Origin of the sequence: Brevundimonas abyssalis TAR-001, assembly GCF_000466985.1 — a bacterium.
GTDB lineage: Bacteria > Pseudomonadota > Alphaproteobacteria > Caulobacterales > Caulobacteraceae > Brevundimonas > Brevundimonas abyssalis.
Map to the genome: position 1 here is coordinate 73,669 of NZ_BATC01000007.1, position 12,322 is coordinate 85,990.

Genomic DNA, 12,322 nt, shown 5'->3' on the forward strand with positions numbered 1-12,322 from the left:
GTCGCCTGCACGGACGCCAAGCCCGGCGAGGACGCTCGACACACGTCGCTGCGGACCCTCAGGCTTCGTAGCCGATACGTTCACTGGAACCGTCGCCACGCGCCGTGACCACCTCGACGCCCGGATGCCATTTGGCGGCATGATCCAGGAACCGGTCGAGGGTCAGCGGGAAGGCCTGCATCTCCCCGTCGGTCATCGGCATTCCGCTGCTGCAGGAAGCGGCGGCGAGGCGACGCCCACGTTCCAGTGCCACGGCAGATCGCCCTGGGCGCGTCGGCGGCAGACCACCTCTTCCACCAGTTCGAACATGCCCGGCATCAGGTGGGCGCCCGGAACCGGCGTCTGGTCGAAGGCCATATAGGCCCGATCCTCGCCATAGGGCCGCCACTCAGGCTGCCCTTCTGCAGACGGAACCGCGTCGCGGGCGAAGCTGACCCAGTAGCTCAACATGGCGTCGGACAGGCCGGATTCCACATCCGTTTCCGGAATCGCCGGCCAGTACGGCGGCGTCCGCTCTCCGCCGCTGAAGACATAGGGAATCTCGCTGGCGTGGAAGGCGTGCAGCCCCGCCTCGTCGGCGGCTGGATAGCTGTGGTCGAAATAGTACAGGAACGACGGCTGTCCCTGCGCCGTCTGGCTGCGCACCAGACGCTCGGCGGTCCAGCCGTACATGGCGTCCCGGGTGGTCGCCAGCATGGCCTCATCCAGGTTCCCGGACGGGTAACGCGCCAGCATGTCGTCCGCCAGATCGCCATAGGCCGCCCGAATGGCCGCTTCATAAGCCTCCGCGCTCGCGGGTTGGGGCGGCAGCAGGAACCGCAGCGAGCGGATCTCGCCCTCGTTGAACCCGGCCAGGATCGGAACAGACGCCGCCTCGCCCCGCTCGAACGCTTCCACCGGCTGGGCGGGCAGCACATGGCCGTCCACATTGCCCAGCGGCAGGAAGCCGGACATGGCCGCGCCGACCGTCAGGGCCTGCGGATCCATGGCTCGCAGCCGGGCCAGCCCCCTCACCTCCAGCTGGCGGCTCAGCGCCACGCCCGCGTCCTCGGCCGACGGCGTCCCATGCACCGTCTCGCGCAGGGCGGGGGTGGAGATCATGTAGGCGCTCTGGGCCACCGCCTTGTGGAACAGCCCGTGGGCCTGCGGCGCGGCCATCAGATACATGACCGACAGGGCCCCGGCGGACTCGCCCGCGATGGTGACATTGCCCGGGTCGCCCCCGAAGGCGGCGATGTTGCGGTTGATCCAGCGCAGGGCCTCGATCTGGTCCAGCAGGCCGTAGTTGCCCGACACCCCGTCCGTCGACTCCGCGCTCAGATCCGGATGGGCCAGATAACCCAGCACGCCCAGGCGATAGTTGATGGTCACCACCACCACGCCCTCGGCGGCCATGCGCGCGCCATCATACATGACCTCGCTGCCGGAACCGCCGGTCAGGGAGCCGCCGTGGATCCACACGAACACGGGGGCGTTCTCCGCATTCTCCGGCGTCCACACGTTCAGCGACAGACAGTCCTCGCTCATGGCCGGGGTCTCGGCGGGCGCATAGATGCTGCCCGGCCGCGAGGGCGGCTGGTGACAGGCGGGGCCGAACCGGGAGGCGTCACGCACCCCGTCCCAGCCCGCCGCCGTCACCGGGGCCCGCCAGCGCATCCGCCCCGTCGGCGCCTCGGCGTAGGGAATGCCCCGGAAGGCGGCGACGCCGTCCAGCGCTTCCCCCCTCACGGACCCGGCGGGGGCCTGAACCACCGGCGCGTCATGGGCCGACACGGGCGCCGCCAGGATCAGGGCGGCGAGCCCCGCCATCATGCACAGGGACCGCCTCATGCCGCCGCCTCGAGCTTCTGTTGCTTGATGGCCCTGGCCAGCCACAGGAACAGGCCGATGGCCAGGACGTAGAACGGCGTCAGGGTGTAGAACGCCAGCTGCAGCGAGTTCTCGTATCCGCGGGCCTGGAAGAAGTCGCTGGCGAAGCCCAGATAGGTCGGCCCCAGCCCCAGCCCCACCAGGTTCATGACCAGCAGCAGCAGGCGCCGGACATGACCCGCTGGTCCGGCCGAACCTCCTCCTGAACCAGCGTCACCGCCGGCGACAGATAGAAATAGTTCAGCCCCATGGGCAGCAGCAGGAACGCCAGCGCCAGCGGCCAGCTGGGCGCCCAGACGAAGGCCACGAACAGCGGCACGGCCAGCGCCAGGCCGATGGCCGGCACATAGGCGTAGGCCGCCTTGCCGCGCGGCGCGAACCGGTCCACCAGCCGCCCGGAGGCGACCATGCCCGCGCTGGTCCCGATCAGGATCAGCAGCGCGTACCAGACGGCCACCTCCCCCATCTCCATGCCCTTCTCACGCATCAGGAACAGGACGGTGAAGTTCAGCACCGCATAGGTGATGAACTGGGTGGCGGCGCAGGCGGCCGCGATGCGGAACAGCACCGGGTCCGCGAAGAACATGCGGAAGGTCTCCCAGAACCCCGACCGGGTCGGGACAGCCGTCGGCTCCGCCTCGGGAACCGCCGCATCGACCGGCCTGGCGTCCAGTCCGCCGCGCTTGGGCTCGCGCACCATGAACCAGACGATCAGGGCGGTCAGAACGCCGATGGCGCCGACCCACAGGAACGCCAGCCGCCAGGAATAGGCCGCCGCGATTGACGCGCCGAAGGCCACCCCCAGCGCCATGCCGATGGGCGGGCCCATGTTGAACAGGCTGAGCGCCGTGCCCCGGGTGCCCGAGGGGAAATAGTCCGAGATGATGGCGTACGATGGCGGCACCCCGCCCGCTTCGCCCACGCCCACGGCCATGCGGGCCGCGGCCAGCTGCGGATAGCTTCCGGCCAGGCCGCAGGCGGCCGTGGCTGCGCTCCACAGGCCACAGGAAATGGCCAGCACCTTCACCCGGTTCGTCCGGTCCGCCAGCCATCCCACCGGAATGGCCAGGATGCAGTAGAACATCGCGAAATACAGACCGGTCAGCAGGCCCAGCTGCCCGTCCGACACGCCCAGCTCGTCCTGGATCGGCTTGGCCAGGATCGACAGCAGCTGACGGTCCAGGAAGTTCAGCACATAGACGAAGCACAGGACCCCGAGCACGGCCCAGGCCCCGGCGCCGGGCGCGCGACTGGCGCGCCCGGGACGGTTGAGGTGGAGATCGCCATCAGAACGCATACCCCAGGCGCACGCCCACGGTGCGCGGACGGTTCACCCCGTACTTGCCGTCAACGAAGGCCTCGGGGTGGACATAGTTGATGGACCGGTCATCGAACAGATTCTCCACATAGGCCGCGACCGTGACACGGTCGAAGGCGGCGGCCAGGGTGGCGTTCACGATGGTGTACTCCTCGGTCCAGTCATAGGTTGGACTGACCACGCCGGGCTGGCCGGGCACGTTGGGGAACGAGCCGGGATAATCGCCCACATGGATCACCGACACCGAGGCGTTGCCCTCGGCGCTCTGGAACAGATCGAAATTGTAGTTGACCAGCAGCGAGCCGCTGAACCGCGGCCCGGCCAGCCGCGCGCCCAGAACCGCGCCGGAAATGGCGGCTTCCTCGGGCGACAGATCGTCGACCTCGGCGTCGTTGAGCGCGCCGTTCAGGGCCACCGTCCAGCCCTCGGCCGGAATGGCGCGGAGCTCGAACTCGATCCCCCGGCTGTAGGCGCCGCCGATGTTTGTGGCGAACTGCACCTGGTCGGACACCCGGTTCGCCTGGACCTGAATGTCGTTCCAGTCGATGTAGTAGAGCGCCAGATTGGCGGCCAGACGGCCGTTCATCCAGCTGCCTTTCAGCCCCACCTCATAGCTGATCAACTCGTCGGAGTCGGCGCCGTAGGGAATGACCAGATCGGTCGGGTCCAGCACGCTGACCGCCCCGGCCCGGGCATTCACGATCGGGCCGCGGAAACCCGTCGCCACCGTGGCGTAGGTGGTGAGCGACGGGCGCGGACGCCACGAGACGCTGGCGCGATAGGAAGGCCCGGTTTCTTCGGCCTTGACCCCTTCGGCGGCGGCGATCGGCGTGATGGTCAAGGGACCGGGAATGCCGAACAGGGCGTTGACCAGATAGTTGCTGTTGTAGCCGCCTGCCTCGGTGAACGCTTGCGCGTCGGTGCTGCCGTAACGCAGCCCGCCCGTGACCCAGAAGTCGTCCGTGAAGCGATAGGTCAGTTGACCGAACAGAGCCTGCTCGTGCGAGATGGAGTAGCTGTTGAACCGCTGATAGTACTCGTCCGGCAGCCCGGTGATGCCGCGCGCCGCCAGGAATTCCGGGCTGGAGCGGTAGTTGAAGGCCACGTCCCGGCGCCGCTCGAAATAGAAGCCGCCCAGAACCCAGTCGAACCGCCCGCCCGGATCCGAAACCAGCCGCATTTCCTGCACGAAGGTCTCGTCCCAGGCGTCGGCGTCCAGGGCGAAGGCTATGGTCTGGCCGAAGGTGCCGGCCAGGTCCACATGGAACAGGGCGTCATAGTCGGACCAGGTCGATGAACTGGTCAGATTCGCCCCGTTGAACTGATAGTCGAACGTCACATTGTAGTTGGTCATGACACCCGAGAACCGGTCCGGCCGGTCCGACCGGCGCGTGTCCTCGCCCAGCGTCGGATTGACCAGCGAGGAGTCCTGCGGGTCGCTCTCCTCGTGGGAATAACGCAGCTGAATCGACAGACGGTCCGTCGGCTCCCACAACAGGGTGGCGCGACCGCCCCAGCTTTCCAGGCTGTTCGAGTTCTCGACCCCCGTGCCGATGTTGTTGAGGTAGCCCTCCTCATCCCGCGAGAAGCCGACCACGCGCAGGGCCAGCTGGTCTTCCACCAGCGGGATGTTGACCATGCCGTTGTAGCGCTGGCGCAGGGAGTCCGATCCCGTCACCCCGATGTCGCCCAGGAACGACGCCTCGAAGGCGTTGGGATCCGGCGCGTGGGTCAGGATGCGCAGGGCGCCGGCCAGCGAGCCCGAGCCGAACAGCGTCCCCTGCGGTCCGCGCAGGAACTCGATCCGCTCCACGTCATAGAGGCTGGGATCGAGAATGGTGGAGTTGCCGTTCGACGAGATCGGCAACTCGTCGATATAGATCGCCACCGTGCTCTGCAGATTGGCGTTGTAGCCGTTGGTGGCGATGCCGCGCGCGGTGAAATTGTTGAAGTTGGCGCTGGCGCGATTCAGGATCACGCCCGGCGTTTCGGTGGCCAGACCCTCGTAGCCGACGATGCCCTTTTCGGTCAGTTCGTCCTGCGACAGGGTGGTGATGCTCAAAGGCACGTCCTGGAGACGCTCGGCGCGGCGGGTGGCGGTCACGATCACCTCCCCCACGGAAGTGACCTCCTGATCCTGCCGCTCATCACTCGGGTTCGCGGCGGCCGTCTGGGCCTCCGCAGGCTGCCAGGCAGCCATGGTGGCGACGGCGCAAGCCGACGCGAGAAGTATCGCCCTCATCTGATGTCCTCCCTCGGCGCCGATCGTGAATGCCGACGCTCTCGGAGAGGGAGTGGGCCATGGTTCCGCCATCCTGTCAACATTCACTCTCACGCGCGTGAATGTTACGGCCGCCCGCACCCGCCTGATCCCCCGCAACCCAACCTCCACGGTGATCGTTGGGGACGCAGGAGGAACCATGCCTGACGCCATCTTCAACGGCTGGGACGGGGTGCTGCGCATCCTGTTGATCGCGCCGGCGGCCTATGTGGCGCTGATCCTGATTCTGCGGATGTCCGGCAAGCGCACCCTGGCCAAGCTCAACGCCTTCGACTTCATCATCACCATCGCCATCGGTTCGACCCTGGCCTCGGTCATCACCAGCAGCACCTTGTCACTGGTGGACGGACTGGCCGCCCTCGCCCTGCTGGTGGGCATGCAATTCGTGGTCACGAGCGCTTCGGTGCGCTGGCCATGGTTCAATGAAGCGGTCAAGGCCGAGGCCACCCTGCTGGTCCGCAAGGGCGAACTGCTGCCCCAGGCCATGCGGCGTCAGCGCATCACCAGCGACGAGATCGAGGCCGCCATCCGCCAGTCGGGCGGGCGGGGCGTGGAGGACGCCGAGGCGGTCTTTCTCGAAACTGACGGCTCGCTGGCCGTGACGCGGGCGTCATGATGGAGACCCTGCACGCCGTCATCGGCACAGAGGGTCAGGACATCGGCTGGCTGCAGATGTCGTTTCGCGCCACGCTGATCTTCGTTCTGGGCGTGTTGATCGTGCGCTTCGCCGCCACCCGGGCCTTCGGCAAATGGAGCGCTCTGGACATCATCCTCGCCGTCATCGTCGGCTCGAACCTCAGCCGCGCCCTGACCGGAAGCGCCCCGTTCCTGCCCACCGTGATCGCCACCATCCTGCTCGTCGCCCTGCACGGCCTGCTGGCCATGGCGGCGGCGCGATGGTCATGGCTCAGCACCCTCACCAAGGGCTCGTCCATCACCCTGGTGCGCGACGGTCAGATGGACGAATCCGCCATGCGCCACGCGGGCATCGGTCAGGGCGACCTGCGCATGGCCCTGCGGGCGGCGGGCCACGCGGATCTGGACCGCGTGAAGTCCGCCTCGCTGGAGCGCAACGGCGACATCAGCGTGATCGGCGAATGACGCCCGCGAAGATGACGGCGAGGCGCGTCAGGCCTACCTCGTCCACATCGACCACGCCGCCGACGTCACATTTCCTGCGAAACGAGTCTTCGTTCTCGCTGACGGCCTCTATCTGGTGGTCAGCGCCCTGAGCCGGTCGCGCCTCTATCACCGCATCAAGCGCCAGCTGCCGCCTGACACGGCCTTTCTGGTCGCGCCCCTGGCCGACGCCCCCAAGTTCAAGGGCATGGCGTCCGGGGCCCTGACCTTCACACGCGCGCTCTGGCCGTCAGATTAGGTAGAGAAGCCGCGCCGCATCACTCCCACTCGATGGTCCCCGGCGGCTTGGACGTCACGTCATAGACCACCCGGTTCACGCCGCGCACCTCGTTGATGATGCGGGTGGCGGTGCGGGCGAGGACGTCCCAGGGGAATTGGTAGAAGTCCGCCGTCATGCCGTCGGTGGAGGTCACCGCGCGCAGGGCCAGCACCTTCTCATAGGTCCGCGCGTCGCCCATCACCCCCACCGTCTTGACCGGCAGCAGCACCGCGAAGGCCTGCCAGATCTCGTCGTACAGGCCCGCCTTGCGGATCTCGTCCAGATAGATGGCGTCGGCGTCCTGCAGGGTCTTCACCACGTCCGGCGTGATCTCGCCGGGGATGCGGATGGCCAGGCCCGGTCCGGGGAACGGGTGGCGACCGACAAAGGCGTCGGTCAGCCCCAGCTCGCGGCCCAGCGCCCGCACCTCGTCCTTGAACAGCTCGCGCAGGGGCTCCACCAGCTTCAGCTTCATGAAGTCCGGCAAGCCGCCCACATTGTGGTGGCTCTTGATCACATGCGCCTTGCCGCTGGACGACGACACGCTTTCGATGACGTCGGGATAGAGCGTGCCCTGGGCCAGGAACTCGGCGCCGTCGATCTTGCCGGCCTCGCGGTCGAAGACCTCGATGAAGACCCGGCCGATGATCTTGCGCTTGGTCTCGGGGTCCGACTGGCCCGCGAGTTCGCTGAGGAATTCCTTCGACGCATCAACGTGGATCAGCGGGATGTTGTAGTGTTCCCTGAACAGGGTCGTGACCTGTGCCGCCTCATCCTTGCGCAGCAGGCCGGTGTCCACGAACACGCAGGTCAGCTGATCGCCGATGGCCTCGTGGATCAGCACCGCCGCGACAGAGCTGTCGACGCCGCCGGACAGGCCGCAGACGACCTTGGCCGAACCGACCTGTTCGCGGATCTGGGCGATCTTCTCGTCTCGATAGGCCGCCATGGTCCAGTCGCCGGACAGCCCCGCGATGCCGTGGGTGAAGTTCTTCAGCATCGTCGCGCCGCGCGGCGTGTGCATCACCTCGGGATGGAACTGAACGCCATAGAAGCGGCGGGTCTCGTCGGCGATCACGGCATAGGGCGAACCGGGCGAGGAGGCGACCACGTCAAAGCCCGCCGGGATGGCGACGATCTTGTCGCCGTGGCTCATCCAGACGGTTTCTTCCTCCCCGACCGCGGCCAGATCGGCCAGCAGGGGCGAGGTCTTTTCGACGGTGATCTCGGCGCGACCGAACTCGCGATGGTGACCGCCCTCGACCTTGCCGCCCAGTTGTTCGCACATGGTCATCTCGCCGTAGCAGATGCCCAGCACCGGCACGCCCGCCTCGAACACGCCTTGAGGCGCGCGGGGGCTGCCTTCCTCGTGCACGCTCTCCGGCCCGCCCGACAGGATGATCGCCGCCGGGCTCATTGCCTCAAGCGCGGCCTCGGCCTTGGCGTAGGGATGTATCTCGCAATAGACGTTCGCCTCGCGCAACCGCCGCGCGATCAGCTGCGTCACCTGGCTGCCGAAATCGACGATGAGGACTTTCTGGTGCTGGGTGGTCATGCGGTCGAATCCGGGGCGAGAAGGTGGGCGGGGTCTAGGCCGTGGTCGGCCGAAATTTCAAGGGCGGCGAGGCCGTCGGCCTCCAGCCGCGCGATCAAGGCGTCCAGCGCCACGGCCAGGTTCTGGTCCACGTGATGAAGGGTCGAGGTCCAGTCCTCCAGCGCCTTCAGCTCGGCCCGCCCGTCAGACACCCCGCGCAGGGCGATCAGGGGCACGCCGAAGCTCTGCGCAGACCGCAGCAGGGCCCAGGTCTCCATGTCCACCATCTCGGCCTCGATGGCGTCATAGGCCGCGCCGGAAATCACCGCGCCGCCGGTCGACAGGCTCGCGCACCGCACGCCCGGAATCGGGCATGGCAGGGGCAGCAAGGCGGGCAGGTCCGACAGCGGCGTCACGCCCTTCTCGAACCCCAGCGGGCTGGCGTCCATGTCGCGATAGCGCACCGACGACGCCTGATAGACCGCCGCATGCTCCAGCGTCCGCGAGCCGCACGAGCCCAGCGACACGATCAGGTCCGGCAGGGCCCCGTCCGCCGCCATCCGCCCCAGCGCCGCGGTCAGGGCCACCGCCGCCTCCACCGGGCCGACGCCGGTCATCAGCGGCTGGATGCGCGCCTGCAGATGGACGCCGTACTCCGCCGGCGCCGCCATCACCGGCAGCACCGCCAGCCCGCCCCAGCGCGCCACCCGCCCGCTCATCCGGCGCGCTCGTACAGGGCGGCGAAGAAACCGTCGGTGCCGCTGGTCGCGGGGCTCAGCCGCAGCCTGTGCCCCTTGGCGAACCTCGCCAGATGCTCGCGCGCCGCATCGCTGAAGGCCGGATTGCCCAGGGCGTCGCCCACGGCCACGGGCCGGAAATCCTGATGCGCCGCCTCGAAGGCGTCCGCCGTCTTCTCGTTCTCGCCGGTCAGCATCGAGCAGGTCACATAGACCAGCCGCCCGCCCGGCTTCACCAGCGCCGCCGCCCGGCCGAGAATCGCCAGCTGCAGCTTGTGCAGCCGCTCGACCTCGTCGGCCTTCAGACGCCACGCGTCCTCGGGCCGCCGCCGCCAGGTGCCCGAGCCCGAGCACGGCGCGTCCACCAGCACCAGATCGGCCCCGCCGACCAGATCCTCGACCCCCTCGCCGTCCGCGCCCAGCAGCCGCAGCTCCGCGTCCACGCCCGCGCGCTCCAGCCGCGGCCGAATGGCGTCCAGACGCTTCATGCTGATATCGGCGGCGATCAGGGTCCCGACGCCCTGTTGCGCCAGCCCCAGGGTCTTGCCGCCCCCGCCGGCGCAATAGTCCACCACCACCGCGCCCGACAGGTCCAGCCCGCCGCCCGACAGCCAGCAGACCATCTGGCTGCCCTCGTCCTGGATTTCGAAACGCCCGGCCTTGAAGCCTTCCAGCGCCTGCACGTTCGGCGGCGGCTCGGCGGCCAGCCTCAGGCCCCACACCGACCACGGCGTGCGCTCAGGCGACAGCCCGGCTTCGCGCAGCTCGGCCTCGGCCGCATCCTCGCTCGTCTTCGCCCCGTTGACCCGCAGGTCGATGGCGCGCGTGGGCTCATCAGCGCCTCGGCCTCCTCGGCCCAGCGGTCGCCGAAGGTCGCCTTGAAATCCTCCACCACGAACTCGGGCAGGCCCGAGGCGATCCAGCCCGGCGGCTGGCCCTCCGGCGCCGTGATCCGCGCCCGTTCCTGTTTCGACAGGGGCTTGGGCCCATAGCCGTCGCCGGAATGCAGGGCCTCGATCTCCTCCAGCGGCATCCCGTCGATCAGGGCCAGCGAGCCGATCACCAGCGCGCGCCCGTCCTCACGCCCGCCCATGGCCCAGACCAGCCGCGCCCGCGCGCGGATCACCCGGTACACCCGGTCTGCGATGGCGCGCCGGTCCCCGGACCCCGCATAGCGGTTCGCGCGGCCCCACTCCTTCAGCACGACCTCGGCCGGCTGACGGCCCTGGGCGAGGGAGTCGAGGATCGAGGCGGCGGCGGACAGGCGGGCGGCTGGGGTCACTCAGATCTTTCAGATGAACAGGGCGGCGAGGATCATGATCAGGCCGATCAGCGAGACCACCCAGACCAGCGATCGCACGAAGGGAACGCCGAAGGCGTACAGCGGAATATAGATCAGCCGGGCCCAGAAATAGAGCGCCGCGCCCCAGGCCGTCATGGCCCCGGTGCGTCCGGCCAGATACGCGATCAGCACCGCCCCGATGAACAGCGGCAGGGTCTCGTACAGATTGGCCTCGGCCCGCTCCAGCCGCCCGGTCACCCGGCCCGGCGGCGGCATGTCGCCGTCACGCGGCCCGGCGTTCCACTTCAGCCCGTACCTGGCCGTGCGGCCTGCGGCCGGAAGCAGGATTTGCACCAGCGCCAGGATCAGGGTGGCCGCCAGATAGGTCAGTTCAATGGTCATGGCGGCCCTCCCCGGCCCTAGCCCTGCCGATAGTTCGGCGCTTCGCGGGTGATCATCACGTCGTGCACATGGCTTTCGCGCAGCCCCGCATTGGTGATGCGCACGAATTTCGCCCGTTGCTGGAAGTCGGGGATCGAGGCGCCGCCCACATAGCCCATGGCCGCGCGCAGTCCGCCCACCATCTGGTGCAGCACCGGCGAGATCGGCCCCTTGTACGGCGTCTGGCCCTCGATGCCCTCGGGCACCAGCTTCTCGGACGAGACTTCCTTCTGGAAATACCGATCCGCCGAGCCCCGGGCCATGGCGCCCACCGAGCCCATGCCGCGATAGGATTTGTAGGACCGGCCCTGATACAGGAACACCTCGCCGGGGCTTTCGTCGGTGCCCGCGAACATGGAGCCCATCATGGCCACGCTGGCGCCCGCCGCGATGGCCTTGGCCAGATCGCCCGAGTATTTGATCCCGCCGTCGGCGATGATCGGCGCGCCGCTGTCCCTGGCCGCCCGCGCGGACTCCATCACGGCGGTCAGCTGGGGCACGCCCACCCCCGCCACGATGCGGGTGGTGCAGATGCTGCCCGGCCCGATGCCCACCTTCACCGCGTCCGCGCCCGCGTCGATCAGGGCCCGGGTGGCGTCATAGGTGGCCACATTGCCGGCGATGATCTGGATGCGGTTGCTCTCCCGCTTGATGCGCTCCACCACCGCCGCCACCGAGGCTGAGTGGCCGTGGGCGGTGTCGATCACCACCACGTCGGCGCCCGCCTCCGCCAGCGCCATGGCCCGCTCATAGCCCGCGTCGCCCACCGTCGAGGCTGCACCCACCAGCAGGCGGCCCTGATCGTCCTTGGCCGCGTGGGGGAAGGCCTGGGCCTTCTCGATGTCCTTCATGGTGATCAGCCCGACGGCCCGGTAATCCTCGTCCACCACGATGACCCGCTCGATCTTGCGGGTGCGCAGCAGGTCCTGCGCCTCCTGGCGACCGGCGCCCTCGCGCACGGTGACCAGTTCGCCGGTGGTCATCAGGGTCGATGCCTTGACGTTGGGATCGCTCTCGAACCGCATGTCGCGGTTGGTCAGCATGCCCACCAGCTTGCCGGTCTTCGGATCGACCACGGGGAAGCCGCTGATCTTCTTGCGGGACACGATCTCGCGCACCTCGCCCAGCGTCGTGTCGGGCGACACCGTCACCGGATTGACCACCATGCCGCTTTCATAACGCTTCACGGCGCGGACCTGATCGGCCTGCTCCTCGATGGTCATGTTCCGGTGCAGCACGCCCAGACCGCCGGCCTGGGCCATGGCGATGGCCAGCCGCATCTCGGTCACCGTGTCCATGGCGGACGACAGCAGGGGTATGTTCAGCTTGATGTCTCGGGTCAGCCGGGTCGACACATCGACCTCGGCCGGCATGAACGCGGACGGGCCGGGTTCGAGCAAAACATCATCGAAGGTAAGCCCTTCGCGTATCTCCATGGGGAGTCTCCGTTTTGCGGGGCGC

General features: G+C 68.4%; 14 protein-coding genes. 3 read left to right on the top strand and 11 right to left on the bottom strand.

Features of this window, described 5'->3' with window-relative positions; translation table 11 throughout:
* Positions 1-58: 58 nt before the first annotated feature.
* From MBEBAB_RS17160 to MBEBAB_RS03555, 5 genes are all read right to left on the bottom strand, one after another.
* The gene (locus MBEBAB_RS17160) at positions 59-196 is read right to left on the bottom strand and encodes a hypothetical protein (RefSeq protein ID WP_242397052.1); all 138 of its coding nucleotides are present in this window, start codon (positions 194-196) and stop codon (positions 59-61) included.
* Complete coding sequence (locus tag MBEBAB_RS03545) at positions 193-1,830, bottom strand: carboxylesterase/lipase family protein (RefSeq protein ID WP_045318766.1); 1,638 nt, start codon at positions 1,828-1,830, stop codon at positions 193-195. The genes MBEBAB_RS17160 and MBEBAB_RS03545 overlap by 4 nt, the downstream gene beginning before the upstream one ends.
* The gene (locus tag MBEBAB_RS18250) at positions 1,827-2,018 is read right to left on the bottom strand and encodes a hypothetical protein (RefSeq protein WP_306301983.1); all 192 of its coding nucleotides are present in this window, start codon (positions 2,016-2,018) and stop codon (positions 1,827-1,829) included. The genes MBEBAB_RS03545 and MBEBAB_RS18250 overlap by 4 nt, the downstream gene beginning before the upstream one ends.
* The gene (locus tag MBEBAB_RS03550; protein WP_306301984.1) at positions 2,015-3,091 is read right to left on the bottom strand and encodes a spinster family MFS transporter; all 1,077 of its coding nucleotides are present in this window, start codon (positions 3,089-3,091) and stop codon (positions 2,015-2,017) included. Before MBEBAB_RS03550 ends, MBEBAB_RS18250 begins: the two co-directional genes overlap by 4 nt.
* A 64-nt stretch (positions 3,092-3,155) precedes the next feature.
* On the bottom strand, positions 3,156-5,387 hold the full coding sequence (locus MBEBAB_RS03555; RefSeq protein ID WP_242397053.1) for a TonB-dependent receptor: 2,232 nt from the start codon (positions 5,385-5,387) through the stop codon (positions 3,156-3,158).
* Between the two features lie 220 nt (positions 5,388-5,607).
* Here MBEBAB_RS03555 and MBEBAB_RS03560 point away from each other — a divergent pair, with 220 nt between their 5' ends.
* From MBEBAB_RS03560 to MBEBAB_RS16430, 3 genes are all read left to right on the top strand, one after another.
* The gene (locus tag MBEBAB_RS03560; protein ID WP_021696566.1) at positions 5,608-6,084 is read left to right on the top strand and encodes a DUF421 domain-containing protein; all 477 of its coding nucleotides are present in this window, start codon (positions 5,608-5,610) and stop codon (positions 6,082-6,084) included.
* Entirely contained in the window at positions 6,081-6,569 is a 489-nt protein-coding gene (locus tag MBEBAB_RS03565; RefSeq protein ID WP_196838552.1) for a DUF421 domain-containing protein, read from the top strand. Before MBEBAB_RS03560 ends, MBEBAB_RS03565 begins: the two co-directional genes overlap by 4 nt.
* 115 nt (positions 6,570-6,684) lie before the next feature.
* Positions 6,685-6,846 (top strand): hypothetical protein, encoded by a 162-nt coding sequence (locus MBEBAB_RS16430; protein ID WP_021696568.1) that lies wholly within the window; start codon positions 6,685-6,687, stop codon positions 6,844-6,846.
* A gap of 19 nt (positions 6,847-6,865) precedes the next feature.
* Here MBEBAB_RS16430 and guaA read toward each other — a convergent pair whose 3' ends face one another.
* From guaA to guaB, 6 genes are read right to left on the bottom strand one after another with little or no spacing between them, the layout of a single operon-like run.
* The gene (gene guaA, locus MBEBAB_RS03570; protein ID WP_021696569.1) at positions 6,866-8,422 is read right to left on the bottom strand and encodes a glutamine-hydrolyzing GMP synthase; all 1,557 of its coding nucleotides are present in this window, start codon (positions 8,420-8,422) and stop codon (positions 6,866-6,868) included.
* Positions 8,419-9,120, bottom strand: coding sequence for a 5'-methylthioadenosine/S-adenosylhomocysteine nucleosidase (locus tag MBEBAB_RS03575; RefSeq protein WP_045318767.1), 702 nt, complete (start codon positions 9,118-9,120; stop codon positions 8,419-8,421). Before MBEBAB_RS03575 ends, guaA begins: the two co-directional genes overlap by 4 nt.
* On the bottom strand, positions 9,117-9,860 hold the full coding sequence (locus tag MBEBAB_RS17165) for an RsmB/NOP family class I SAM-dependent RNA methyltransferase (protein ID WP_242397054.1): 744 nt from the start codon (positions 9,858-9,860) through the stop codon (positions 9,117-9,119). The genes MBEBAB_RS03575 and MBEBAB_RS17165 overlap by 4 nt, the downstream gene beginning before the upstream one ends.
* Complete coding sequence (locus MBEBAB_RS17170; protein ID WP_242397055.1) at positions 9,848-10,420, bottom strand: hypothetical protein; 573 nt, start codon at positions 10,418-10,420, stop codon at positions 9,848-9,850. Before MBEBAB_RS17170 ends, MBEBAB_RS17165 begins: the two co-directional genes overlap by 13 nt.
* Positions 10,421-10,429: 9 nt before the next feature.
* On the bottom strand, positions 10,430-10,822 hold the full coding sequence (locus tag MBEBAB_RS03585; RefSeq protein WP_021696572.1) for an MAPEG family protein: 393 nt from the start codon (positions 10,820-10,822) through the stop codon (positions 10,430-10,432).
* A 17-nt stretch (positions 10,823-10,839) separates the two neighbouring features.
* Positions 10,840-12,297: an IMP dehydrogenase gene (guaB, locus tag MBEBAB_RS03590; RefSeq protein ID WP_021696573.1), complete on the bottom strand. Its 1,458-nt coding sequence runs from the start codon at positions 12,295-12,297 to the stop codon at positions 10,840-10,842.
* Between the last annotated feature and the right edge of the window lie 25 nt (positions 12,298-12,322).